Annotated in this window: 23 protein-coding genes, 1 tRNA gene and 3 pseudogenes; 12 read left to right on the top strand and 15 right to left on the bottom strand. The window is 57.1% G+C overall.

Annotated features, from left to right (window positions below):
• The 3 genes and pseudogenes from AP059_RS05245 to yecR all read left to right on the top strand — a co-directional run.
• Positions 1-223 (top strand): annotated as a pseudogene (locus tag AP059_RS05245) (hypothetical protein); the annotation flags it as partial.
• Between the two features lie 133 nt (positions 224-356).
• The gene (locus AP059_RS05240) at positions 357-785 is read left to right on the top strand and encodes a hypothetical protein (RefSeq protein WP_059762200.1); all 429 of its coding nucleotides are present in this window, start codon (positions 357-359) and stop codon (positions 783-785) included.
• A gap of 170 nt (positions 786-955) precedes the next feature.
• Positions 956-1,171 (top strand): annotated as a pseudogene (gene yecR / locus AP059_RS21930) (YecR family lipoprotein); the annotation flags it as partial.
• A gap of 122 nt (positions 1,172-1,293) precedes the next feature.
• On the opposite strand, the gene AP059_RS23015 reads toward yecR, so the two are convergent.
• From AP059_RS23015 to AP059_RS05210, 6 genes and pseudogenes are all read right to left on the bottom strand, one after another.
• Positions 1,294-1,662, bottom strand: coding sequence for an Arm DNA-binding domain-containing protein (locus AP059_RS23015; RefSeq protein WP_120752318.1), 369 nt, complete (start codon positions 1,660-1,662; stop codon positions 1,294-1,296).
• Positions 1,663-1,891: 229 nt separating this feature from the next.
• A tRNA-Gly gene (locus AP059_RS05230) sits at positions 1,892-1,967 on the bottom strand.
• Between the two features lie 67 nt (positions 1,968-2,034).
• Entirely contained in the window at positions 2,035-2,592 is a 558-nt protein-coding gene (gene pgsA, locus AP059_RS05225; protein WP_048365490.1) for a CDP-diacylglycerol--glycerol-3-phosphate 3-phosphatidyltransferase, read from the bottom strand.
• Between the two features lie 32 nt (positions 2,593-2,624).
• Positions 2,625-4,448 (bottom strand): excinuclease ABC subunit UvrC, encoded by a 1,824-nt coding sequence (uvrC, locus tag AP059_RS05220; protein ID WP_059762199.1) that lies wholly within the window; start codon positions 4,446-4,448, stop codon positions 2,625-2,627.
• 2 nt (positions 4,449-4,450) lie between these two features.
• Positions 4,451-5,089 carry a response regulator transcription factor GacA gene (gene gacA, locus AP059_RS05215; protein ID WP_047273603.1) on the bottom strand — a complete coding sequence of 213 codons (639 nt, stop codon included), beginning with the start codon at positions 5,087-5,089 and terminating at the stop codon, positions 4,451-4,453.
• Between the two features lie 132 nt (positions 5,090-5,221).
• Positions 5,222-5,585: pseudogene (locus AP059_RS05210) on the bottom strand (helix-turn-helix domain-containing protein).
• 81 nt (positions 5,586-5,666) lie between these two features.
• Between AP059_RS05210 and AP059_RS05205 the strand changes: the two are divergent.
• From AP059_RS05205 to AP059_RS05175, 7 genes are all read left to right on the top strand, one after another.
• Positions 5,667-5,903 (top strand): DNA-binding protein, encoded by a 237-nt coding sequence (locus tag AP059_RS05205; RefSeq protein WP_059762197.1) that lies wholly within the window; start codon positions 5,667-5,669, stop codon positions 5,901-5,903.
• A 676-nt stretch (positions 5,904-6,579) separates the two neighbouring features.
• On the top strand, positions 6,580-7,668 hold the full coding sequence (locus AP059_RS05200; protein WP_059762196.1) for a 3-deoxy-7-phosphoheptulonate synthase: 1,089 nt from the start codon (positions 6,580-6,582) through the stop codon (positions 7,666-7,668).
• 267 nt (positions 7,669-7,935) lie between these two features.
• A complete protein-coding gene (locus AP059_RS05195; RefSeq protein WP_059762195.1) occupies positions 7,936-8,820 on the top strand; it encodes a lipase family alpha/beta hydrolase in 885 nt (294 codons plus the stop codon).
• Between the two features lie 93 nt (positions 8,821-8,913).
• Positions 8,914-9,195, top strand: a complete 282-nt coding sequence (locus tag AP059_RS05190) for a peptidylprolyl isomerase (protein ID WP_048365485.1) — start codon at positions 8,914-8,916, stop codon at positions 9,193-9,195.
• Between the two features lie 121 nt (positions 9,196-9,316).
• A complete protein-coding gene (locus AP059_RS05185; RefSeq protein WP_082706750.1) occupies positions 9,317-10,087 on the top strand; it encodes a 3-hydroxybutyrate dehydrogenase in 771 nt (256 codons plus the stop codon).
• Between the two features lie 146 nt (positions 10,088-10,233).
• On the top strand, positions 10,234-11,340 hold the full coding sequence (locus tag AP059_RS05180; protein WP_059762194.1) for an enoyl-CoA hydratase/isomerase family protein: 1,107 nt from the start codon (positions 10,234-10,236) through the stop codon (positions 11,338-11,340).
• A 3-nt stretch (positions 11,341-11,343) separates the two neighbouring features.
• On the top strand, positions 11,344-12,495 hold the full coding sequence (locus AP059_RS05175) for an acyl-CoA dehydrogenase family protein (protein WP_059762193.1): 1,152 nt from the start codon (positions 11,344-11,346) through the stop codon (positions 12,493-12,495).
• Positions 12,496-12,582: 87 nt separating this feature from the next.
• Here the strand turns inward: AP059_RS05175 and AP059_RS05170 are convergent, their stop codons facing one another.
• From AP059_RS05170 to selD, 7 genes are all read right to left on the bottom strand, one after another.
• Positions 12,583-13,356, bottom strand: coding sequence for an enoyl-CoA hydratase (locus AP059_RS05170; protein ID WP_048365482.1), 774 nt, complete (start codon positions 13,354-13,356; stop codon positions 12,583-12,585).
• Positions 13,357-13,372: 16 nt separating this feature from the next.
• Complete coding sequence (locus tag AP059_RS05165; RefSeq protein WP_059762192.1) at positions 13,373-14,500, bottom strand: acyl-CoA dehydrogenase; 1,128 nt, start codon at positions 14,498-14,500, stop codon at positions 13,373-13,375.
• Between the two features lie 9 nt (positions 14,501-14,509).
• Complete coding sequence (locus AP059_RS05160; RefSeq protein ID WP_059762191.1) at positions 14,510-15,703, bottom strand: acetyl-CoA C-acyltransferase; 1,194 nt, start codon at positions 15,701-15,703, stop codon at positions 14,510-14,512.
• 10 nt (positions 15,704-15,713) lie between these two features.
• Positions 15,714-16,481, bottom strand: a complete 768-nt coding sequence (locus tag AP059_RS05155; RefSeq protein WP_059762190.1) for an SDR family NAD(P)-dependent oxidoreductase — start codon at positions 16,479-16,481, stop codon at positions 15,714-15,716.
• Between the two features lie 14 nt (positions 16,482-16,495).
• Positions 16,496-18,160 (bottom strand): AMP-binding protein, encoded by a 1,665-nt coding sequence (locus AP059_RS05150; protein ID WP_059762189.1) that lies wholly within the window; start codon positions 18,158-18,160, stop codon positions 16,496-16,498.
• A 225-nt stretch (positions 18,161-18,385) separates the two neighbouring features.
• A complete protein-coding gene (mnmH, locus tag AP059_RS05145; RefSeq protein ID WP_059762205.1) occupies positions 18,386-19,483 on the bottom strand; it encodes a tRNA 2-selenouridine(34) synthase MnmH in 1,098 nt (365 codons plus the stop codon).
• Entirely contained in the window at positions 19,483-20,517 is a 1,035-nt protein-coding gene (gene selD, locus AP059_RS05140; RefSeq protein ID WP_059762188.1) for a selenide, water dikinase SelD, read from the bottom strand. The genes mnmH and selD overlap by 1 nt, the downstream gene beginning before the upstream one ends.
• 595 nt (positions 20,518-21,112) lie before the next feature.
• Between selD and AP059_RS05135 the strand changes: the two genes are divergently transcribed.
• On the top strand, positions 21,113-21,442 hold the full coding sequence (locus tag AP059_RS05135) for a hypothetical protein (protein WP_059762187.1): 330 nt from the start codon (positions 21,113-21,115) through the stop codon (positions 21,440-21,442).
• A 104-nt stretch (positions 21,443-21,546) separates the two neighbouring features.
• Here the strand turns inward: AP059_RS05135 and AP059_RS05130 are convergent, their stop codons facing one another.
• Positions 21,547-22,251 carry a YoaK family protein gene (locus AP059_RS05130; RefSeq protein ID WP_059762186.1) on the bottom strand — a complete coding sequence of 235 codons (705 nt, stop codon included), beginning with the start codon at positions 22,249-22,251 and terminating at the stop codon, positions 21,547-21,549.
• A 227-nt stretch (positions 22,252-22,478) separates the two neighbouring features.
• Here AP059_RS05130 and AP059_RS05125 point away from each other — a divergent pair, with 227 nt between their 5' ends.
• Positions 22,479-23,144 (top strand): histidine phosphatase family protein, encoded by a 666-nt coding sequence (locus AP059_RS05125; protein WP_059762185.1) that lies wholly within the window; start codon positions 22,479-22,481, stop codon positions 23,142-23,144.
• On the opposite strand, the gene AP059_RS05120 is transcribed toward AP059_RS05125, so the two are convergent.
• On the bottom strand, positions 23,145-24,080 hold the full coding sequence (locus AP059_RS05120) for a DMT family transporter (RefSeq protein ID WP_059762184.1): 936 nt from the start codon (positions 24,078-24,080) through the stop codon (positions 23,145-23,147).
• Between the last annotated feature and the right edge of the window lie 152 nt (positions 24,081-24,232).

Raw genomic sequence — 24,232 nt, 5'->3', positions numbered from 1 at the left:
CGGCACCCGTTTCGGGCATATCAAGGACAACCGCCTGCGGCACTGGCAGCAGTACCGCTACCGCTACGACGCCTGGGGCAATGTGATCGAGCGGCGCAGCGCAACTCAACGCCAACTATTCGAATACGACAACGAGAACCGCCTGGTGCATGCCCTGCGTTACGATGATGGCGAAATGCTAAGCGAGCAACTGGTGGCGATCACGCAGCAAGGCCTCTTCTAACAGCTGCCGGGCAATCAGCAGATTCGCATTGAGGCCAAAAAGAGCAGCACCGAAGAAGTGATGTGCGACCTCAACTTCCTCTTGGGTGCCCCTGAGAAAAATGGCCTTCGCCGCCGACTGGCACGCTTGAACAATGAGGGATCGACTGAAATACACAGGCGCATTGGTCTTGACCCTGGTGCTGCTGCAGACCGGCTGCGTCAGCTTTGACACCGTGCCGGAGATGTATGTCCGCAGCCAGTGGAAGGGGCGTGCGGCGCAGGACGCGATTGATTTCTTTGGCCCGCCGCAGAAGATGGACCGCAGCGCGGACGACAAGCATGTGGTGATTCATTGGTACCGCGACACCTCCTATGAAAGCAACGAGGGAGTGGCGCGGGTATCGGAAAGGCAGGGCAACGTGATGGTGCACACCAACTATTGGGTAACCGTCAATAACCCGAATCGTTGCATCCTTTCCATCACTGTCGATCAGGAAAGGAAGGTTGCTGGGTTTGAAGCCGATGAAGGCGAACTGCTGCTGTCCAGTGGTTGCCAGTCGGTCAAGTTTGGGCCGCCTTAGGCGATCCATGCTGAGGCTGGCTAGTAGAACACTTCAGACAAACGTCATTTTTTACTCACGAAGGATCGTCCTCGACAATGAAATCCGCCATCGGCGCCATTCCCCTCGCCCTACCGCTCTTGGCAAGCTGCGCAACGCTGAAATATTGAGAGGCGACCGGCGGCAATCCATCCGCCGGCCTTGTGCAACTTTCCTACGTACATACGCCGCTTGAGTACGTTCAGATCCGGGAGTCCCAAGGGTTGGTGATCGCCACGGGGCGTTGCCAATTTTGGAACTGCCAACGAGCTGAACGCGCGGGCGCGGAAAAATCCCAGTGCCGCACCATGGGGTCACTCTACTGCCTGGAAACCACCGTTACTCAGGATTACCGCTGTCAACAGTGACGGCGGCTCACGGTGCAAGGTGCCGTGGCGGGCGTGCATGGCGCGATCAACACGGCGAGCCCATTTTCGTGCCATACCTATTGTGCCAACCGGCCCGCTCCCCGCAGCCTGTGAGCCTCTGCTCACACCCCCTCGCGACTTCCACCACACAATGCCCCATCCCTCTCCCCGCCTCGACTGGGCCCGCCTTGTCCTGCTGCGCCCCGGCGACTCCGTGGAACAACTATAAGCCGCGCTCGGCGAGGCCTGGTCGCCGCCCCGCGCGAAAGACGCGGGTTGGCGGCGTCCCGTGCCACACGCGCCTGTTTGAGGATGACCGCCCGGTAGGCGCCCAAGGAAATACGCGCCTGCTTGCGCAGCCAGCAGAAGCGCAGGCGCCATTGGTTGGTGCCTTTGAGGCTGACATACAGGACAAGCCCGTCAAAGTCGCGGAGGGTGTAACTTTTACCGGTGGGTTTGGCCTGGCGTACGGCAATACCGGTCGAGACCATGGGCCCGTCTCCCGCCTTGTAAGTCGAGGAGATATATATCGAGACCGAACATGAGCGCTCTTCGCAAAAACCGCTACGCCCCCAAGACTCAAATTCAGGATGTACCGTATTTTGTACCCAAAAGTACAGCTGGGGGGGGCTTTCGATGGAACTCGCCGGAACGAAAAAAGACGCCTAAGCGTCTTTTTCGTGGATCCCAGTGTCCGATGGACATCTGTGGATCAAATTTTGGAGCGGGAAACGAGACTCGAACTCGCGACCCCGACCTTGGCAAGGTCGTGCTCTACCAACTGAGCTATTCCCGCGTCTTGGTGGTGCGCATTCTATAGTTTTAAAAGAATGCGTCAACCCCTTGATTCAATAAGTTTTATTTTATTTTCCTGAAGTGGTTTTCAAATGTGGCCAGGCAGCTCGCAAATATTGGAGCATCGACCACAACGTCAACCCGGCGGCGACCAACAACAGGCCATATCCAACAACCACCCAAAAGCTGAAATCTGAGGGGTTAGCCAACAAAATCACGAGTGCCAGCATCTGTGCGGCGGTTTTCCATTTGCCCATGTTGGATACGGCAACTTGTGCTCGCGCACCCAACTCGGCCATCCACTCGCGCAGAGCAGAAATCACGATCTCACGACCGATGATTACGGCGGCCGGCAAGGTCAGCCACACGTTATGGTGCTCTTGCACCAACAACACCAGCGCAACTGCCACCATCAGTTTGTCTGCCACCGGGTCAAGGAAGGCACCAAAGGGGGTACTTTGCTCCAATCGCCGGGCCAGATACCCGTCCAGCCAATCCGTTGCCGCCGCAAATGCAAAGACAGAACTGGAGGCAACATAGCTCCAGCTGTAGGGAAGGTAGAACAACAGGATGAAGATAGGAATCAGAAGAACGCGTAGTACGGTGATCAAATTAGGGATATTCATCGGCACAACTGGCTACGAGGTGAGGTGGCATTCTACTCGCTGTGCAGGTTTGCATAAATCAACTCAGCGAGCTTTTTACTGATCCCGGGTGCTTTGGCGATCTCCTCGATGCTTGCACGAGACAGCTCTTGTAATCCACCAAAATGTTTCAATAAATCTCGGCGGCGCGTCGGGCCTACCCCTGCAATGCCTTCCAGCGTTGAGGTTCTGCGGGTTTTTCCGCGACGAGCGCGGTGCCCGGTAATGGCAAAACGGTGAGCTTCGTCGCGAATTTGCTGGATCAAATGCAAAGCCGGAGAATCCCCCTTCAGGGTGAAATCGTGAGCTGAATCATTCAGGTACAAGGTTTCGAAACCGGCCTTGCGCGTTGTCCCTTTGGCGACACCCAACAAGATGAGGTCGGGAACCGCCAATTCATTCAGCACTTCCCGGGCCATGGACATCTGCCCTTTACCACCGTCAACCAGCAGAATATCCGGCAACTTGCCCTCACCCTCTTTGAGTCGACTAAAGCGTCGCATCAGGGCCTGACGCATGGCGGCGTAGTCATCACCCGCGGTGACGCCCTCAATGTTAAAACGCCTGTAGTCCGACTTGATTGGGCCTTCAGGCCCGAAAACGACGCAAGATGCAACAGTGGCCTCCCCGCTTGAGTGGCTGATGTCATAGCATTCCAGCCGCTGCGGAATTTCATCCAGCTTGAGCACCTCGGCCAGCGCTTCAAAACGGGCCGCTACATGCTGGCGATTAGCCAAGCGAGCACTCAACGCCTGCTCGGCGTTGGTCACGGCCAATTGTTGCCAGCGCGCACGCGTACCACGCACTCGATAGCTGATTGCCATTTCCCGCCCGCGCAGCTCCTCTATGGCCGCGCTGATAGCTTCAAAGCTCTCGTGCTCGACGTTCACGATCAATTCGCCTGGCAAGTCACGCTCCGGACTGCTGATGTAGTACTGCCCAAGAAAGGCCGCCATGACTTCGGCCACCTCCTCCTCGATGCCTACTTGTGGAAAGAAGTTCTTGCTACCCAACACCCGCCCGCCCCGCACATTGATCAAGTGCACGCAGGCACCCCCCGGGTTCACAAATGCAGCGATCACATCCACATCGCCATTGCCGCCTTCCATACTTTGCTGGTCCTGGACACGGCGCAACAATGAGATCTGATCGCGTATTTGGGCGGCACGCTCAAAGTCCAAAGTGCTGGCGGCCTGCTCCATGGCACTGTTCAATTCGTCGGTCAGTGCGCTGCTGCGCCCCTCAAGGAACATGACCGAGTGACGCACGTCCTCAGCGTATTCCTGCGGTTCAACCAGCCCAACGCACGGCCCCTTGCAACGCTTGATCTGATATTGCAGACAAGGCCGGGTTCGATTTTTGAAGTAGCTGTCATCGCATTGACGCACCAGGAAAGTCTTTTGCAAAAGGCTCAAACTTTCCCGAATCGCACCCGCACTGGGATATGGCCCAAAGTACTTGCCCTTGGGCTTCTTGGCGCCACGGTGAATGCTCAGGCGCGGGTATTGCCCATCAGACAGAAAAACATAGGGATACGATTTATCGTCACGAAGCAGAATGTTGTAAGGCGGACGCCATTCTTTGATCAGCGTCTGTTCAAGCAACAAGGCTTCGGTTTCGTTGGCGGTAATCGTGGTTTCGATCTGAGCGATGCGCGAGACCAGCGCAGCTGTTTTGGGGGCCAGCCCGGTTTTTCGAAAATAGCTGGCCAAACGCTTTTTCAGGTTCTTGGCCTTGCCCACGTAAAGCAGGCGAGCGTCGCGATCGAACATGCGATATACGCCAGGGCGACCGCTGCACGTCGAAAGAAAGGCACTAGCATCAAACACGTCAGTCATCGTCAACCAGCATCTACCATGCCGTGGCGAACAGCCAACAAGGCCAGTTCAACATCACTTTTAACGGAAAGTTTTTCAAAGATCCGATAACGGTAGGTATTCACCGTTTTGGGGGACAGGCACAACTTATCGGATATGACCTGCACTTTTTGGCAGCCGACGATCATCAGGGCAATCTGGATTTCACGTTCGGACAAGGCGTCAAAGGGAGAGTCGCTGGCAGGCTGAAATGACTTGAGCGCCAACTGCTGAGCCACCTGCGGACTTATGTAGCGCTGGCCCGCGAACACCAGGCGTATGGCCTGGACCATCTCAGCCAGGCCAGCACCTTTGGTCATATAGCCGGCAGCGCCTGCTTGCAGCAAGCGCGTAGGAAACGGATCTTCTTCACAGACGGTCACCGCAACTACTTTGATATCGGGATGGCTACGCATCATTTTGCGTGTCGCCTCCAGCCCCCCAATGCCAGGCATTTTGACATCCATCAGGACGACATCCGGCTTCAGTTCGCGAGCCTTGATCAATGACTCTTCGCCGGACTCGGCCTGACCTACTACCTGCAAGCCATCGATATCAGCCAGCATTCGTGTGATGCCTGTACGCACAAGATCATGGTCATCGACCACTAGAACCCGAATCAAGTCGACACCTCGTAAATTGGTCTTCGTTGGTTGCCGACACCTTAGCAAAAAACAATTGAACCAACCTATTTACCTGCAACGTCACACCCCGCAAAAACAAGATGAGCCTGTAAGCCGCCCGTGTTCATGGGTTTAAGCGTCATTCGGCTCATGACGATTTTTACCTGAATGGATCACCGACAAGTCGGCCAGGGTAGTCGTCAAGCGGCGAATAGCATCCTGATCCTCCTTTTGCAGCACGCGATAACTGACCAGCACCTTCTCTTCTACCTGACTCAGGTTATCGACCAATGTCGGCGTTGGACTGCCGGTCAACACAAAAAGTACATCTACACCGCACTCAGCCACCCGCGATAAATAATCGGCCTTGGGTGCGCGATCGCCATTTTCATATTTGCCCTGTGCATTAGCTTCAACGCCACCGATTACGCCAAAAGCTTTCTGCGACATACCCAGCCGCTCTCTCTTGCCTCAACCGCGAACCAATTCCACTCATTTGGATGTAAGTTCCCATTTTAAACACCCGCGAGGATGGTATAATCAAAAAATATTAAACAACTTTGAACGGTTTTGAACTATGACCGGAATTCGTACTGCCGCACAAGCCAAGGCATGGCTGGAGCATCAAGGAAAGTCGGTTCAAGAGTTTGCTCGAGAACACGGCGTTGACCCGGCAACCACGTATCAAGTGCTCGCCGGGCGCAAAAAAGGAAAGCGCGGAGAAGCCCACAAAGTGGCGGTACTGTTGGGCATGAAGGATGGAATCATTCCTGCTCCAGCAGAGGTTATGGCGAAAAGTGATTCACTCACTTGAGTATGCGCCTTAATGCAAATACCACCCGCTTTAGTATTGAGCCATGCGGGCAAAGCCGTCAGCTGCACACGATCCAGGGACTGGTCAAAGCTAAAACATTGATCTGACTATTCATGAATTCACCACTCATAGCTCCCGCTACACCGGCTCATAGCATTTTTTGATTGAATCGGTTGACTTGTCTCGAGTAAGCTTCGAGCCATTCATCGGAGAGCAGCCATGTTGCACCACGCCCACCCAGACATTTGCCAAATCGCCAGCGTTTCGCGCTCGGGTGGCACTGTGTGTGCGAACAACACGCTCTGCGCTGCACGATTTTATTTTGGGTATTGGTTTAGCCACTGGCGCGCCTGATACCCAACCGGCGCCCATATTTCAGGGGTCGCCTACCAGAGAATTCTCACCCCCGGTCGGCTCCCCGACCGGGGGTTTTGTTTTTTTAGGCCCTGACAATTTATTAATTTGAGGATTTAACCCATGAACAACGCCACTTATTACCGCTTCGACCTTTGCACTGCATGGCGATTTATCAGCCGTCGTTCGGGACAGTCTGCCGCCTCCGAACGGACCCACATTGGTGGCACGCATGCACTCACGACCTGTCCGGTCAATCGTCGAACACCCCACTAGGGCCGAGCGCGCGGGAATCCCGTCGCCTGCCCAGGAAGCTCACATCATGAACGCAACCGTCTGCGCACTACCCACCGCTACCCCAGAAAGCAAAAACGTCTTGACCCAACGCCTGCCCAGCGCAGCGCAACTCAAGCAGCAATTGCCGCTGAGCGCACTGTTGTGCAATCAGGTCAGCGAACAACGCCAAGCCATCCGCGCCATCCTCAACGGTGAAGACGCCCGACTGTTGATTGTGGTCGGCCCCTGCTCCATCCACGACCCTCAATCAGCCCTTGAATACGCCAGCCATCTGGCGGCTCTGGCCCGCGATATCAGCGAGGACGTGCTGTTGGTGATGCGTGCATACATCGAAAAACCGCGCACCACGGTGGGCTGGAAAGGTCTGGCCTACGACCCCCATCTGGACGGCAGCGATGATATGGCCCACGGCCTCACACTGTCGCGAGAATTGATGATCGAAATGTTGCGCATGGGGCTGCCTGTTGCCACCGAACTGTTGCAACCCATTGCTGCTGGATACTTCGACGACCTGCTGGGCTGGGTGGCGATTGGCGCACGCACAACCGAATCACAGATACACCGAGAAATGGCCAGTGGCCTTGACCTGCCCGTAGGCTTCAAAAACGGCACCGACGGCGGGGTTTCCATTGCCTGCGATGCCATGCGTTCCGCGGCACATAGCCATCGACACTTCGGCGTGGATGACCGAGGCCATCCGGCCATAGTCTTGACCCCAGGCAACCCTGATACCCACTTGGTATTACGCGGCGGCCACAGCGGCCCGAACTACGACTGCGCACATGTAGCCAAAGCACGTGCCGGGCTTGAGAAAAATGGCATACCCGTACGCCTGATGGTGGATTGCAGCCATGCCAACAGCGGCAAAGACCCGCTGCGCCAACCCGACGTCTTCAACAATGTGCTTGCGCAACGCCTCGCAGGGGATGACTCAGTGATCGGCATGATGCTCGAAAGCCATCTCTTCGAAGGTTGCCAACCCCTGAGTGACGACATGCGCTACGGCGTGTCTGTGACCGACGGCTGCCTTGGCTGGGAGGCGACCGAGCACTTATTGCGAAATGCCGCTACCCAACTGCGCCAACAACGGATAAATACCAACGTCATCGGTTAGCCTTGCCCCCCTGCGCAACCCGGCATTGACATGCCTGCGGTTGCGCAAGAACAGGAGCGTACCTGTCAGGCAGGCCAATTCAAGCGGCCTGACAATTCAGCACAACCAGCCGGATATGTGCTCCCCCTTGGCAGGATTGGTGCAAATGAGGCTCTAATCCAGACTTATGAGCCGCTAAGGCTATCCAACTCCCCAGCACAACAACGCTCAGGTTGTCATCTAGGGTGTTGTCTATGGATCAACCATCTTGCGAGGATGCGCATAGACATGGATACGTCAGCCCATACGCAATACCCGATTGTTTTGGTACACGGGCTTTTTGGCTTCGACCACATCGGCCCGTTCAACTATTTCAAAGGCATCAAGCAGGCACTCAATAACGCTGGTGCCACTGTTTACGTAGCGCAAGTATCAGCCGCCAACAGCAATGAGTTACGCGGTGAGCAATTACTTGAGCAAGTACACGCCATTTGTCGTCATTACGGTTCACCCAAGGTCAACCTGATCGGCCACAGCCAGGGCGCCCTGACCTCTCGTTATGCAGGCGCTATCGCCCCGCAGGCCGTGGCGTCCGTCACCTCTGTCAGCGGCCCCAACCACGGCTCAGAACTGGCCGACCGTTTGCGTCAGGCATTTACCCCGGGCAAACGTCCAGAGCTGGTCGTTGCGGCTTTGACCACAGCATTTGGCTCGTTCCTGTCCACCATCAGCGGCCAACCTAACAATCCGCAGGATGCACTCAGTGCGTTAGATGCGCTGACGACAAAAGGCGTAGCGCAATTCAACCGCAAATACCCGCAAGGTTTACCCGCCGTCTGGGGCGGTATGGGCCCGGAACAGACCGATGGCGTTTTCTATTATTCCTGGAGCGGGATTATTAAAGGGTCACTCCTGTCCGAGTCGATCAACCTCCTGGACCCCTTGCACAATGCCTGCCGGGTCTTCGCACGCTTCTTCACCCATGAAACCAAACAAAACGACGGAATGGTGGGGCGTTTCAGCTCGCACTTAGGCCATGTCATTCGTTCGGATTACGCGCTGGACCACATGGACACGATTAATCACTTGGCAGGCAGGCGCCCCCCAAAAGCCGTAGACCCCGTGCAGTTGTATGTCGAGCATGCCCAGCGTCTGAAGGCCAAAGGCCTGTGAAGCACCAAGAGCGATTGATTTCAGGAACTTTTGCCGAGAAAAAACGGACTGAATCCGGTAGTCTCACCACTTTATTGAAAGGAGCACTCTCTCATGGCTAAAGCCACCGCCCGTCACATCCTTGTTGCCAGCGAAGCCAAGTGCAATGAACTGAAAACACAAATCGAAGGCGGCGCTGATTTCGCTGAAGTCGCCAAAGCCAACTCTACTTGCCCGTCAAGCCGTCAAGGTGGCGATCTGGGTTCTTTTGGTCCAGGCCAAATGGTTAAAGAATTCGACACTGTAGTGTTCAGCGCACCGATTAACGTGGTTCAAGGCCCGGTTAAAACCCAGTTCGGCTACCACCTGCTAGAAGTCACCAGCCGTCAGGACTAACTCTACGGTTTTGTGTGATAACGGCCCGCCCTTTGGTGGGCCGTTTCGTATCCGCAGCCTTAACCTCGTGCTACGTTTCTTCATTCACGAATGAATCGTGTCTCACTTGGGGGAATTGATCATGAGCCTTAAGGGTAAAACTGCATTGGTAACCGGCTCCACCAGTGGCATTGGTCTGGGTATTGCGCTGAGCCTGGCCAAAGCGGGGGCCGACGTGGTACTCAACGGGTTCGGCGATGCCAGTAAAGTCATCGCAGACGTTGAACAATTCGGTGGTCGGGTTGGCCATCATGCAGCCGACGTCAGCGACCCCGCCCAGATTGCCGACATGATCAGCTATGCCGAACGTGAATTCGGCGGCATTGATATTCTGGTCAACAACGCAGGCATCCAGCATGTGGCCAGCGTCGAACAATTCCCGGTTGAGCGCTGGGACGCGATCATCGCCATCAACCTGTCAGCGGTGTTTCATAGCACTCGCCTCGCCCTGCCCGGCATGCACAAGCGCAATTGGGGACGCATCGTCAATATTGCATCGGTTCACGGGCTGGTTGGCTCGGTGGGCAAATCGGCCTATGTAGCTGCCAAGCATGGCGTGATCGGTCTGACCAAAGTCGTAGGCCTGGAAACCGCCACCAGCAACATAACCTGCAACGCCATCTGCCCCGGCTGGGTGCTCACCCCACTGGTGCAAAATCAAATTGATCAACGCATCAGCCAGGGCATCGACCCCTATCAGGCCCAACATGACCTGCTGGCCGAGAAGCAGCCCTCTCTGGAGTTTGTGACGCCGCCTCAACTGGGAGAGTTGGTGTTATTTCTGTGCAGCGAAGCAGCCAGCCAGGTGCGCGGCGCCGCCTGGAATGTCGATGGGGGTTGGCTCGCGCAGTAACAGCGCATATTTACGCCCCCAACATGCAAATATGCACGCTTGCCCTGCACTTATTCCGGTTGTAATGGGCAAATTTGCACTGTTAGCATCGAGCATCGTTCGCCTGCGAACAGCCCCTAAAAACAAGACAAAGCAGGGAGTTAGTGATGACTGCTCAGGTTTCCTCCACACCGGCACCGTATGTCGAGGTCGTTCAATCCGAAATTCTGGCTCACGTGCGCAACCATATTGGCCACCTGACCCTTAACCGCCCAAGCGGCCTCAATGCCATCAATCTGAACATGGTGCGCGAACTTCAGCGTCACCTCGACACGTGGGCCAAAGACGTCAACGTCAAAGCGGTGGTTCTGCGCGGTGCGGGTGAAAAAGCCTTCTGCGCAGGCGGTGATATCCGCTCGCTGTACGACAGCTACCGCAATAAAAACTCCCTGCATACCGCGTTCTTCGAAGAGGAATACGCACTCGATCTGACCCTGCACCACTACCCCAAACCCGTTCTGGCGCTGATGGACGGTTTGGTCTTGGGCGGCGGCATGGGGCTGGTTCAGGGCGCTGATCTGCGTGTCGTCACTGAGCGGAGCAAGCTGGCAATGCCGGAAGTCGGCATCGGGTATTTCCCGGATGTGGGCGGCAGCTATTTTTTGACCCGTACGCCTGGCCAATTGGGCACCTATCTGGGTGTCAGCGGTGTACAGATTCGCGCCAGTGACGCGCTGTATTGCGGGCTTGCAGACCGGTACATCGACAGCAGCGTCTTGCCCGATCTTGACCGCGCACTCGACTCTATGAAATGGCGCACCTCGCCTCTGGACGATCTCAAGGCCCAGCTTGAGCGGTTGAGCGTCGATACCCTGCCCGACCCGCCGCTAAAAAAAATGCGCACACTGATTGATGACACCTTCAATGCCCAGACCGTCCCTGACATCGTCGCCCGGCTGCGTGCGACCTCTGACCCGGCGCAGCAAGCCTGGGCCAATGAAACGGCTGACCTGCTGCACACCCGCTCGCCTCTGGCCATGGCCGTCACCCTCGAAATGCTGCGCCGTGGCCGTGCGCTACCGCTTGAACAATGTTTCGCGCTGGAGCTGCACCTGGATCGTCAATGGTTCGACCGTGGCGATTTGATTGAAGGGATACGCGCGCTGATTATCGACAAAGACAAAACACCGCACTGGAATCCACCGACGCTAGACGGCCTGGACGCGGATAAAGTCGCGAGTTTTTTCATTAACTTTAAACCTGCGGGAGTCTGAGCCATGCAGGACATCGAACTGAGCGAAGAACACGTAATGATTCGCGATATGGCCCGTGATTTTGCCCGTAGCGAAATCGCGCCACATGCCCAGACGTGGGAAAAAGCAGGCTGGATTGACGACGCCCTGGTCGCGAAAATGGGCGAGCTGGGTTTGCTCGGCATGGTGGTACCAGAAGAATGGGGTGGCACCTATGTTGATTACGTAGCCTACGCCCTGGCGGTCGAAGAGATTTCGGCCGGCGATGGCGCCACCGGCGCGCTGATGAGCATTCACAACTCGGTAGGGTGTGGCCCGATCCTCAAATACGGCAACGAAGCGCAAAAGCAAACCTGGCTGGCAGAACTTGCCAGCGGTCAAACCATTGGCTGTTTTTGCCTCACTGAACCGCAGGCCGGCTCCGAAGCCCACAACCTGCGTACCCGCGCAGAACTGCATGACGGCCACTGGGTGATCAACGGCGCCAAACAGTTTGTCAGCAACGGCAAGCGCGCCAAACTCGCCATCGTGTTTGCCGTCACTGATCCTGAGCTGGGTAAAAAGGGCCTTTCTGCGTTTTTGGTGCCAACTGCCACGCCGGGCTTCATCGTCGATCGCACAGAACACAAAATGGGCATCCGCGCCTCGGACACCTGCGCTGTCACACTGAGCAACTGCACCATCCCGCAAGCCAATTTGCTGGGTGAGCGTGGCAAGGGCCTGGCGATTGCCCTGTCCAATCTTGAAGGCGGTCGCATCGGTATTGCAGCGCAAGCGCTGGGGATCGCCCGTGCAGCATTTGAAGCCGCATTGGCCTATGCCCGTGATCGCGTGCAGTTTGATAAAGCGATCATCGAACACCAAAGCGTTGCCAATATGCTGGCCGACATGCAAACCCGCCTCAATGCTGCGCGCCTGCTGATCTTGCACGCTGCGCGCCTGCGCAGCGCTGGCAAGCCATGCCTGTCAGAGGCGTCGCAAGCCAAACTGTTTGCTTCGGAGATCGCCGAGTACGTGTGCTCCAAAGCCATTCAGATCCACGGCGGTTATGGCTACCTGGAGGATTACCCGGTCGAGCGTTACTACCGCGATGCGCGCATTACCCAGATCTACGAAGGCTCTAGCGAGATTCAGCGGATGGTGATTGCGCGAGAGCTGAAAAACTACCTGATCTGAACCTGCCCCCTCCAGGAGCGTACAACCGCGGTTCTGGAGGGGTTAAGGCCTTTTCCATCCAGACCCCGCGGTTTCAGGCACAACCCGTCACTGATGCTTGAACTGCGCTTCACGCTTGCCCACGAAAGCCGCCATGCCTTCTTTCTGGTCGTGAGTGGCAAACAGGGAGTGGAACACCCGACGCTCAAAGCGCACGCCTTCTGCCAGGGTCACTTCAAAGGCGCGATTGACGCACTCTTTGGTCAACATCAATACCGGCAAGGATTTCTTGGCGATCAAAGCCGCCACTTTCAATGCCTCTTCAACCAATTCGTCAACCGGCACCACGCGCGACACCAGCCCCGAGCGCTCAGCTTCAGCCGCGTCGATCAAGCGTCCGCTCAAGCACATCTCCATGGCTTTCGCCTTGCCCACAGCGCGGGTCAAACGCTGCGTGCCGCCCATACCCGGCAATACGCCGAGGTTGATTTCAGGCTGGCCAAATTTGGCGTTGTCACCGGCCAATATGAAGTCGCACATCATGGCCAGCTCACAACCACCGCCCAAGGCAAAACCGGCCACTGCCGCAATAATCGGTTTGCGGCGGGTCGATACGCGCTCACTGTCTGAAAACAGGTCGTCCAGGTAAATTTGCGGGTAGGTCAGATCAGCCATTTCCTTGATATCGGCCCCGGCCGCAAAGGCTTTTTTAGACCCTGTAAGCACGATGCAACCGATCTCGTTATTCGCCTCCAACTGGTCCAGCGCTTGATTGACTTCGCTCACCAGCTGCGCATTCAAGGCATTGAGCGCCTGTGGCCGGTTCAGGGTAATCAGGCCAACATGCCCGTGAATGTCCAACAGCAGGGTTTCGTAACTCATGGATAAGGTCCTCAATTCAAAGATTGCGCGAAATGACCATGCGCTGAATATCGCTGGTGCCTTCATAAATCTGACACACCCGCACATCGCGGTAGATGCGCTCCAGCGGGAAGTCGCTCAAATAGCCATAACCCCCCAAGGTTTGCAACGCCTTGGAACACACCCGCTCAGCCATTTCCGACGCAAACAGCTTCGCCTGCGAAGCCTCGACCAAGGCCGATTGCCCGCTGTCACGTAACGCGGCGGCGTATTGCACCATCTGGCGGGCCACCGCAATTTCAGTCGACATGTCTGCCAAACGAAAGGCCACGGCTTGATGCTGGACCAAAGGCTGACCAAACGTGACACGCTCGCGAGCGTAATCACGCGCCGCCTCAAAGGCCGCGCGCGCCATCCCCACCGCTTGTGAGGCAATGCCGATGCGACCGCCTTCGAGGTTGCCCAGCGCGATTTTGTAGCCCTGCCCTTCTTCACCCAAAAGATTGGCCAGCGGGATTTTCATCTCCGTAAACAGGATCTGGCAGGTGTCGGAGGCGTGCTGCCCCAGCTTGTCTTCGACGCGGGCCACGCTGTAACCCGGCGTATCGGTGGGCACGATAAAGGCACTGATGCCGCGCTTGCCTGCGGCCGGGTCCGTGACCGCAAACACAATCACCACGCCTGCGTTTTGCCCCGAGGTAATAAATTGCTTACAGCCATTGAGCACGTAGCCGTCACCTTCACGCCGAGCACGGGTTTTCAGGTCACTGGCGTCAGAACCGGCCTGAGGCTCGGTCAGTGCAAACGCCCCGAGCATGGCGCCGCTGGCCAAAGGCATCAGAAAGTCGCTTTTTTGCTGCTCGGTGCCGTACTTCAGGATTGGCACGCAACCCACCGAGTTGTGCACGCTCATGATGGTGGAGCATGCACCGTCGCCTGCGGCGATTTCCTCCAGGGCCATGGCGTAAGACTGATAACCGGTGTCACAACCACCCCATTGTTCAGGGACCAACATGCCGAAGAACCCCAGCTCGGCCATTTGCGTGATGGCTTCGCGAGGAAAACGATGCTGCTTGTCCCACTCAGCTGCAAAGGGCTTCAAACGCTCTTGGGCGAACTGGCGGGCCGCTTCACGAATGTGTAATTGTTCGGGTGTGGGGAGCATAAAAATTCCTTAGTACAGGCATTCCACAGCAATCGCCGTGGCTTCGCCGCCGCCGATGCAAATCGCGGCCACGCCGTGTTTGAGTTTTTGTTGGCGCAGCGCCGAGAGTAGCGTAACCAGAATCCGCGCACCCGAGGCCCCGATCGGGTGACCCAGCGCACAGGCGCCACCATGAATATTGACTTTGCTGTGTGGCAGATCCAGTTCGCTCATGGTCACCAGACTCACCACCGCAAAGGCCTCGTTGATTTCGAACAGGTCGACTTCATTCAGGCTCCAGCCGGTCTTGCTCATCAGACGCTTGATCGCGCCCACCGGTGCGGTCGGGAACAAACCCGGCTCATCGGCAAACGCCGCATGCCCGTGAATCACGGCCAGTGGCGTGAGGCCACGTTGTTGCGCGTGTGAGCGGCGCATCAGCACCAATGCAGCCGCCCCGTCAGAAATGGAGCTGGAGTTGGCCGCCGTGACAGTGCCCCCGTCGCGAAAGGCAGGCTTTAACGTCGGGATTTTCGCCAAATTGGCTTTTGGCGGTTGTTCGTCATGGCTGATCAGACGCTGTTCTTTACCCACTGTGACCTGCACCGGCACGATTTCAGCGCTGAAGCTGCCGTCACTGATCGCCTGCTGAGCGCGGGTCAATGACGCCACGGCAAACGCATCTTGCGCTTCACGACTGAAGCCATGGGCTTGCGCGCAGTCTTCAGCGAACGTGCCCATCAAACGACCCCGTTCGTAGGCGTCTTCCAGGCCATCGAGGAACATGTGATCCAGTACCCGGCCATGCCCCATGCGATAACCACTGCGCGCACGGTCCAGCAAATAAGGTGCATTGGACATGCTTTCCATACCGCCGGCCACCACCACATCGACGCCGCCAGCCAGCAAACGATCGTGCGCCAGAATGGTTGCTTCCATGCCCGAGCCACACATCTTGTTCAGCGTGGTACAACGGGTGCCTTTGTCCAGCCCGGCACCCAGCGCGGCCTGACGGGCAGGCGCCTGCCCCAGGCCTGCCGACAGCACACAACCAAACAACACCTCTTCGACGCTATCGCTGGCAATACCCGCCCGCTCCATGGCTGCACGAATCGCGGCCGCACCCAGTTGCGGGGCCGTGAGGCCCTTGAAGTCGCCTTGAAAGCCACCCATGGGCGTGCGGGCAACGCTGACAATCACGACCGGATCATTCACTAACGTCATTTCGTTCTCCTTATTTCGCAGCCATGCGCAGAGCGCCATCAAGACGGATCACTTCGCCGTTGAGCATGCTGTTTTCAATGATGTGCCGAACCAGCGACGCGTACTCGTCAGGCTTGCCCAAACGTGCAGGAAAAGGCACGCCAGCGGCCAGGGACTCGCGCACTTGCGGCGTCATGCCCGCCATCATCGGCGTTTCAAAAATACCGGGGGCGATGGTCATCACACGAATGCCGAACCGCGCCAACTCACGGGCCGCCGGTAATGTGAGGCTGGCAATCGCTCCCTTGGACGCGGCATACGCGGCCTGACCGATCTGACCGTCAAAGGCGGCCACCGACGCCGTATTGATGATCACACCGCGCTCACCTTCAGCATCTGCAGTGGTTTGAGCGATGGCCTCAGCCGCCAGACGCAGCATGTTGAAACTGCCAATCAAATTGACATTAATGACTTGGCTGAAGCTCTCCAGCCCGTGCGGGCCATTTTTGCCGAGGATCTTTTCGCCGCGCACAATGCCCGCGCAATTGACCAAGCCATTGAGGCCACCAAACGTTGCGACGGCGGCCTCGACCGCCGCCTGCGCTGCATCAGCCTGGCTGATATCAGCCACCACACTGCGGGCCTGATCGCCCAGCTTGAGTGCTTGTGCTGCCACTGCATCGGCGTTCAAGTCCACCAACATCACTTTGGCACCAGCCTTGACCAACATGTGGGCCGTGGCTGCGCCGAGTCCCGACGCTGCGCCTGTGACGATAAAAACGTTGTCTGCGATCTGCATGATGATTCCTGAGGTTAAGCGCTGACGTTGGCGTTGGCGGCCAGGTCGGCTTTGGCGATTTCCTGATTGCGCAAAATAAAGCGCTGCAACTTGCCGCTGGGGGTTTTCGGCAACTCACTGACAAATTCGATTTCACGGGGGTAGGCATGCGCAGCAAGGCGTTGTCGCACATGCAGACGCAGGGTCTCAGCCAACTGCGCATCGCCCAGAAAGTGCGGACTAAGCACCACAAAGGCTTTCACCAGTTCAGTGCGCTCGGGATCGGGCTTGCCGACTACGGCGGCTTCAACCACGGCCGGGTGTTCGATCAGGGCACTTTCCACGTCGAATGGCCCCACGCGATAACCCGAGGTGGTAATCACATCATCACTGCGCCCGACGAAACTGATACTGCCATCCGGGTTCAGCTCGACCGTGTCACCGCTCAAGTAATAGTCGCCGACAAAGGCTTTGGTGGTGAACCCGTGATAGCCGCCAAACCAGCACATGGGTGACTGGCTGCGATCGACCGCCAAAATTCCCGGCTGACCCACGGGCAGTTCCTGATGGTTGTCGTCCAGCACCACAATTCGGTGCCCCGGTGAGGCAAAGCCCGCCGCGCCCATGTGCACCGGGTGATCCAGGCCGTGGTGATTACACAACACCATGCCGACTTCGGTTTGACCGTAATGGTCATGAATGGTGACGTCCAGGTGCTCGGCAAACCAGCGGATGACCTCCGGGTTCAGCGGCTCGCCTGCACTGCTCACCGCCCGCAGCTGGCCCTTGATCGGCTCGGCGAACGTTTTGCCCGCAGCAATCAGCATGCGATAGGCGGTGGGTGAACCCGTGAGGTTGGTGATGCCGTATTTCTTGATCACGCGACAGGTGCTTTCGACCGTGAACGGCCCGTCATACAGCGTGATCGGATGCCCCAGCGACAATGGCCCGGTGATGCCAAAGTAAATGCCATACGCCCAACCCGGATCGGCCAGGTTCCAGAACGCATCTTCAGGACGAAGGTCTACGGCGTCGCGGGTGTAACTCTGAAACGCCACAATGGCTTTGAGCGGTACCAACAAGGGTTTGGCCGGGCCGGTTGTTCCGGAGGTGAACATCAGCAGAAAGGGGTCTTCGCCGCTCAACATCACCGGCTCACACTGTGCAGAATGGTTCTCCAGCTCGGCCCAAAAACTGAAATCGCCGCGCACCAGCCCCTGCCCCTTGGCGCCAGACACCGTCACAATCGTCGGGCATTGGTTGACGTCATTGAGCTTGGCGCGATTGGCTGCATCGGTGACCACCAGCGCCGCGCCAGAGCTGTTAAGCCGATGCTCGATGGCCTTGGGTCCAAATGCGGTGAACAGTGGTTGATAGATCGCGCCAATACGCCACGCCGCAAGCACGACCACCAGCAACTCAACGTTACGCGGCAGTAAACCGGCGACTTTGTCGCCTCGCTTAACCCCTTGGGCCAGCAGGAAATTGGCAAAGCGGGCCGCGTGATCCTGAAGCTGGGTGAAGGTGTAAGCCGCGCTGCTGGCGTCACGTCCCTCCCAGAACAGCGCAATACGTCCCGGTAGCGCGTGCCGGTCACAGCATTCGACACAGGCATTGAGCGCCGTCAAATCGCCATCCAGGGCGTGGCTCACCGTATGTTGATAGTCAAAGTCACTCATCGCGGTCAGATAGTCGCGCATCAGCACAATCCCTCGGTCTTTTTATAGGAATGGGAACCGTCGAAAATCCTGCTGATAATCGCCCTGCCAAGGCTCTGCAACAATGGTCAAACCGCTCAAGCTGATTGACTGGTTTGGCCAATAGGCTGACGCAATCCTGATGGGCGCCACCCGGGCACCAGGCTGCGCTGCGGGGTGAAGTGGCCGTGAAACCGACCACTGCAATATGTCTGAGACGTGGGGGGATTAACTGGTTTTTTGATGGCGCAAGTAATCAAGCACGGCGGCCTGGTCACCGGCAAATGCGATGCGCCCGGCCTTTTTCTCACGCTGAAAGGCGTACATCGGATCGTAATATTCACGCAGCAAGCCTTCGATCCACACCCGGTGTAAATCTACCGAGCCGCAACGCGCCTGCTCTTGCAGCGCGCTGTTCATCACATCGTGCAAGCGCTGATAACGCTCGCCACCGAGGCGTTTTTGAATGTTTGCCAGGCTTTCCAGCAACCGCTGAGAAAACAATGTGAAACCGTGATCGCCATTTTTGGCGGTAAATTCAGCACACAACTCAATCACGTAATCGCGCAGGATGCGCTCAACCCGACTGTGAACGCTGTCTTCCAGCCACACCATGGGCGCGGTCTGCATGGTTTGGTAAAGCGCCAGCGGCAAGGCGCAACTGCCCACCGTTCGGCTTTCGTCTTCGAGCACGAAGCGTTCGAGCCCTTTGTCGCGCTTTTTCAGCACATCAATGGCCAAGCGGTTTTCGAAATCAATGTTGGACGGTTGTCCGGTTGCGCGCTTGCCAAAACTGGAGCCACGATGATTGGCATGCCCTTCAAGGTCCAACGCATTGTCCAGTTGCACCAGCACATCGGTTTTACCCGTGCCAGTCATGCCGCCCAACACCAGCAGATCGCACTGTGCAACGGCATCGTCGAGGGTTTGAATCAAGAAGGTACGCAGCGCTTTATAGCCGCCGGTGATGCGCGGGTAATTGATCCCGGCCTCGTCCTTGAGCCACTGTTGGACGATTTGCGAACGCATGCCACCGCGAAAACAATACAGGCACCCTTCAGGGTTGGCCCGCGCAAAATCTGCCCACGCCTGCAATCGCTCGGCCTTGGTCGCACCCGAAACCAGTTGATGCCCCAGTACCACCGCCGCTTGCTGGCCTTGTTGCTTGTAACACGTACCCACGCGTTCGCGTTCATGGTCAGTCATGAGCGGCAAATTGACCACGCCGGGGAATGCACCCTTGTGAAATTCAATCGGCGCGCGGGTGTCCATCATCGGCCGATCGTTGATGAACAGATCGCGCAAGTCGGTTATGTCATGAGCCATCATGAAACCTCAACCGCGTACGTCTGTCGCTCAACCAACTGGCCGATAGGCTGAAGGTTCAAACCATTGTCACGCGCCATTTGCAGGAAGGCTTCGTTGCCGTCCGCGCTGACAGCTACCAACAGGCCGCCACTGGTTTGCGGGTCGCACAGCACGCGCTTGTGCAGCTCTTGCACCGGCGAAATCTTGCTCGCGTAGCTATCAAAATTGCGCAACGTGCCACCCGGCACACAACCTTGTTCCAGGTAGTACTCCACCGAGTCCAGGCGCGGCACCTTGGCGTATTCAATTTTCGCGCTCAGGCCACTGCCATCGGCCATCTCCACCAAGTGCCCAAGCAGGCCAAAACCGGTGACATCCGTCATCGCGGTGACGCCCTCCAGTTTGGCAAACTGACTGCCGATTTTGTTCAGCGTGCACATCCAGTCACGCGCTACGCCAACATCCTCGGGGCGTAATTTGCCTTTCTTTTCGGCGGTGGTGAGGATGCCGATGCCCAAGGGTTTGGTCAGGTACAACAAGCATCCGGCGGTTGCCGTGTCATTGCGCTTCATTTGGCGCTTATTGACGACGCCCGTCACTGCCAGACCAAAAATCGGTTCGGGGGTGTCAATCGAGTGCCCACCGGCCAGCGGGATGCCCGCCTCATCACACACGGCACGACCGCCGCGAATCACTTCGCGGGCCACTTCGGGCGCCAGCACATTCACCGGCCAGCCCAAAATGGCAATGGCCATCAGCGGATCGCCCCCCATCGCGTAGATGTCGCTGATGGCGTTGGTGGCCGCAATTCGGCCGAAATCATAGGGATCATCGACGATAGGCATAAAGAAATCGGTGGTCGAGACCACGCCACGTTCGTCATCCAGGGCATACACCGCCGCATCGTCACGCGACGCATTACCGACCCACAAATTTGGATCAAGGTGTTGCGCGCCGCTGCCGGCGAGGATGACTTCAAGCACCTGAGGCGAAATTTTACATCCACAACCCGCTCCGTGGCTGTACTGCGTCAGGCGAATCGGCTCGCTCATAGGGCACCTTTAATAGATATCAAAGCGCCAGATACTAGCAGAGCGGGCCTGCCCGCAGGCATTAGACCTTGCCGCGGGCCATACAAAGCACGATCACACCCGCAGCAAGAACGGTTCCCGAGGGATGACCGGCATGCTCAAAACAGACTCATAAGTCACATATGTAGTGCTCTAAAATAATCACTACATATGTATTGACGACGGCTTTTTGCCCTTGCATGATGCAGACGTCTTCCCCACCGGAAGCGTTGAAAAAAGTAGTTGTAAGCACGCTCGACGAACCGTCGGGCTGTTCCGGGACAGGTACTGCCCACAAGGCAGAATTGATGAAGCTGACCTGGCTTGATCGTCCGCGTTTTAGGCGACAGAGGCTAGCGAAACGTCCTCAATAGGCTTGTGGCTGATGCAGTAAGCCTCTCAGGCATAGGGGTTCTCGCTAAGCTTCATCGTTAAAAACGCTTATGTAGCAGACAACACCAACTACTACATAGGACGCACTCAAGGCTGGATCTGCTTTAGATGGACACTGCGTAGCGCTGCAAACGCAGTTGCGCGAATCAATTAGACAGATCAACGAGTGGTCAAGGAGTTAGCTATGAACCTGAATAATCAACCGACTGTTAACGAACTGGCTGAACTGTTCGCCATTCGTAAAGACACACACAATGACCATATTGTGTGGATCAGCGAAGCTGGCGATGTACGTGTTGACCCTGTTGCGGCATGTGCAGAAGAAACAGAGTTCGAAAAACAGCACCCTCAAATGCGTGCACGACTGAAAATGTACCGCCGCGGCCAGGGCTACGTCGGTAAAAAAGCCGCGGCGGACAAAGACTACATGGCGAAAGTACTGCAAACCCTGACCCTGACCTGGGAAAACGCTCAAACCGGGGCTGAACTGATCAAAGTTGACCGTTACAGCTGATAACCCTGCGCTGTAACCAAAAAACCCGGAGCATCTCCGGGTTTTTTACCGCTTGTTTGCCTGGCGCTCAGCTACGCATGCGCCGCAACAGCGGAAACAGACGCTTAACGCGGCATGTAATCGCGCTGCCAGCGCCGTGGAATTTTCAGCGAGACAACGCCGAGCAATGCGGCAAAACCTGCACTGAACAGCAAGGCTTTGACCCCGAAATGCGCTTCGAGCACTGCGCCGAGCACCGCCCCCAGCAACATGCCGCTCCAAGGCACCAACTGCACGCGCCACCCGCTACGCCGCTCACCCAACAGCCAACGCCCCAGGCCACGGCCGAAACGCGACAACGCGCCCGTCACGTAGGTCAGCCCGACCGGCAGCCCGTTGACTTGCTCCACCGCCGCATTAAGCATGCCCATCGCCACTATCGCAGCCAGTAAGGCAGGTACTTGCGACTCAAAGGGCAATAACGCGGCACCACAGAGCAATCCGGCGATACCCAGCATCAAAGGCAAGGCACGGCGGCCGCCCCAGCGTCCCAGTAAAATACCCAACGTATTGCCCGCGATGAAGGCCAGTACCGCCAAGGCCAGTCGCACGATCAAGCTGAGATCGCCCTGACTGATGGCCACCGCCAACCGCGTGGTGTTACCACTCATGAATGAGACAAAATCGCCAGTGGCCAAAAATCCGATGGCATCGGTCATCCCAGCCAACACCGACAGGCTCCCGACCAGTCCCAGCCCTACCCGCCCGCGCCACGCTCGCACGCGCACATGCAGTGGATTGATCGGACGTCTACGCGCAACAGGCAGCATCGGGCGAACCTCATGAAAGTGAATGCGCTTCAATGATGGCCAATTGAATTGAGTCTGACCAGTGCACAGATCAAACCCGCAGACGCATTCGGTTACGTGTGCGACTAAAGGGCAAACGAACCAATCTCAAAACAGGCGTCTAATAAACACTTTGTTCAGGGATGACGGGCACTTCGGTGTTTGTACGGCAAGGAGCGCACTCGCCCGGATTCACACAGAAGACCCCCATGATCCCGCTCACCTGGAAGAAACCTCGCCTCGCACTCGCCGCGATCCCGCTGTTACTGATCGCAGGCGCCGTCAGCCTGTCCTCCCATGTTGAAGACGCTTTTGCGCAACCTGCCAATGGCGTGCAAACCCTGGTATTCATGCGCCACGCCGAAAAACCGGCCGACGGACTTGGTCAACTCACCTGTCAGGGCCTGAATCGCGCCATCGATCTGGCCACGCTACTGCCGCAAAAATATGGCAAAGCGGATTATGTGTTTGCAGCCAACCCTTCACGCGAGGTTGAAGAAGGCATCGACGATGATGCCTACAGCTACGTGCGCCCGATGATGACCATCAACCCCAGCGCGATCAAATTGGGCTTGCCGATCAATCTGGCCTTTTCAGCCAATGACACCCGTCAACTGGCCGCTGAACTGACCGATGACAAGTACCACAACGCAACCATCTACACGGCCTGGTCCCATGGCTACCTGCCCGAATTGATCAACACGGTTGCCGCCAAGGCAACGGGTAAAACAATGTCGCTGACTGAAGATTGGGCAGACAACGACTTTGACTCTTTATATGTACTGACCCTGACTTGGCATAACGGCAACGCCACGTTGGTGAGCCGTGTTGACCATCAAGGCCTGAATAACGGTGCCAAAGCCTGCCCGACCTGATTACGCCAGAGCCGCGCGGGTCGGCGCATGGCAGCGCACGGCCCAACTGACGCCTCCCAGCAGCAGCGTCACCGCCAGCGCCTCAAGTAACGTAGGCCAGCGTTGCAGGTAGACAAAGCCATACAACAGCGCAAACACCGTTTCAAACACAATCAGTTGCCCGCTTAACGTCAATGGAAGACGTCGGGTAGAGGCGTTCCACATCCTGTTGCCAAACCAGGAGCCCAGCACCGCACTCGCCAGGTTGATCAGCCAGAACATCTGCCAGCGCTGATCGCTGACCTCGATGCGTGCGGCGTCCAGCGACAGCGCGCTCGCCATGCCCCAGATCACGGCACCCAGCGCGCCGGTCACAACGCCCCACAAGCTCGACCATTCACCACTACTGAACGCACTGCACTTCAAAAAACGCGCATTCTCGGTGGCGAACCAGGTCCAGCAGACCAACGCGCCGATACCGCACGCAATCCCCAACACTTTGTTCGCCAAAGGCTGCTGCACACCGGTGCCAAACAATGCCTCAAGGTTGATGCACAACATGCCGGCCACCACCAGCAATAAGGGCCGGATCAACCGCGCAAGCGGCACTGCCCCGCTATCGCTGCGCCCCATCCAGGTAATGCTCAAGGGCAACACCCCGACAATCAACGAGGCCACTGCGATACCCACGCCCTGAATCGAAGCCGACAGCAGCATGTAATAAATCAGATTCCCTAACAGGGCTAGCTTGACCAGCATCAGCACATCCCGTCCGCTCAGTTGCGTGATCAAGCGCCTGGCATCAGGCAGGATGAGCAGGAGCGAGACTGCGCCATACACGATAAAGCGCCCGCAACTGAGCAAAAGCGGACTGAACTCAGGAAGTAATTCAGGCACCAGAAACACCAGCCCCCACACAGCACCTGCCATGCCTGCATAGACTATCCCGCGCTTCATGTCGCTCTCTCATACCGATCAATATGCGGGAAGATTAAGCAGGCATGGGGTCATGCACAAAGGATCATTCGGCATGCTGGCATTCCGCTGGGGAATGCGTTACAACGACGCCATCCACGGCCTATAGAAACACTGACGGTCGCTTAACCAAC

It is taken from the genome of Pseudomonas sp. TAA207 (assembly GCF_001529285.1).
GTDB lineage: Bacteria > Pseudomonadota > Gammaproteobacteria > Pseudomonadales > Pseudomonadaceae > Aquipseudomonas > Aquipseudomonas weihenstephanensis.
Note: the sequence above shows the minus strand (reverse complement) of the source record. Positions and strands in the feature narration are given on the sequence as shown.

Excerpts from the sequence above, each read along its gene's own strand:
- AP059_RS05240 (WP_059762200.1), top strand. The coding sequence starts at position 357 with ATGAGGGATCGACTGAAATACACAGGCGCATTGGTCTTGACCCTGGTG.
- AP059_RS23015 (WP_120752318.1), bottom strand. The coding sequence starts at position 1,662 with ATGGTCTCGACCGGTATTGCCGTACGCCAGGCCAAACCCACCGGTAAA.
- pgsA (WP_048365490.1), bottom strand. The coding sequence starts at position 2,592 with ATGAATATCCCTAATTTGATCACCGTACTACGCGTTCTTCTGATTCCT.
- uvrC (WP_059762199.1), bottom strand. The coding sequence starts at position 4,448 with ATGACTGACGTGTTTGATGCTAGTGCCTTTCTTTCGACGTGCAGCGGT.
- AP059_RS05205 (WP_059762197.1), top strand. The coding sequence starts at position 5,667 with ATGACCGGAATTCGTACTGCCGCACAAGCCAAGGCATGGCTGGAGCAT.
- AP059_RS05200 (WP_059762196.1), top strand. The coding sequence starts at position 6,580 with ATGAACGCAACCGTCTGCGCACTACCCACCGCTACCCCAGAAAGCAAA.
- AP059_RS05195 (WP_059762195.1), top strand. The coding sequence starts at position 7,936 with ATGGATACGTCAGCCCATACGCAATACCCGATTGTTTTGGTACACGGG.
- AP059_RS05190 (WP_048365485.1), top strand. The coding sequence starts at position 8,914 with ATGGCTAAAGCCACCGCCCGTCACATCCTTGTTGCCAGCGAAGCCAAG.
- AP059_RS05185 (WP_082706750.1), top strand. The coding sequence starts at position 9,317 with ATGAGCCTTAAGGGTAAAACTGCATTGGTAACCGGCTCCACCAGTGGC.
- AP059_RS05180 (WP_059762194.1), top strand. The coding sequence starts at position 10,234 with ATGACTGCTCAGGTTTCCTCCACACCGGCACCGTATGTCGAGGTCGTT.
- AP059_RS05175 (WP_059762193.1), top strand. The coding sequence starts at position 11,344 with ATGCAGGACATCGAACTGAGCGAAGAACACGTAATGATTCGCGATATG.
- AP059_RS05170 (WP_048365482.1), bottom strand. The coding sequence starts at position 13,356 with ATGAGTTACGAAACCCTGCTGTTGGACATTCACGGGCATGTTGGCCTG.
- AP059_RS05165 (WP_059762192.1), bottom strand. The coding sequence starts at position 14,500 with ATGCTCCCCACACCCGAACAATTACACATTCGTGAAGCGGCCCGCCAG.
- AP059_RS05160 (WP_059762191.1), bottom strand. The coding sequence starts at position 15,703 with ATGACGTTAGTGAATGATCCGGTCGTGATTGTCAGCGTTGCCCGCACG.
- AP059_RS05155 (WP_059762190.1), bottom strand. The coding sequence starts at position 16,481 with ATGCAGATCGCAGACAACGTTTTTATCGTCACAGGCGCAGCGTCGGGA.
- AP059_RS05150 (WP_059762189.1), bottom strand. The coding sequence starts at position 18,160 with ATGCGCGACTATCTGACCGCGATGAGTGACTTTGACTATCAACATACG.
- mnmH (WP_059762205.1), bottom strand. The coding sequence starts at position 19,483 with ATGGCTCATGACATAACCGACTTGCGCGATCTGTTCATCAACGATCGG.
- selD (WP_059762188.1), bottom strand. The coding sequence starts at position 20,517 with ATGAGCGAGCCGATTCGCCTGACGCAGTACAGCCACGGAGCGGGTTGT.
- AP059_RS05135 (WP_059762187.1), top strand. The coding sequence starts at position 21,113 with ATGAACCTGAATAATCAACCGACTGTTAACGAACTGGCTGAACTGTTC.
- AP059_RS05130 (WP_059762186.1), bottom strand. The coding sequence starts at position 22,251 with ATGCTGCCTGTTGCGCGTAGACGTCCGATCAATCCACTGCATGTGCGC.
- AP059_RS05125 (WP_059762185.1), top strand. The coding sequence starts at position 22,479 with ATGATCCCGCTCACCTGGAAGAAACCTCGCCTCGCACTCGCCGCGATC.
- AP059_RS05120 (WP_059762184.1), bottom strand. The coding sequence starts at position 24,080 with ATGAAGCGCGGGATAGTCTATGCAGGCATGGCAGGTGCTGTGTGGGGG.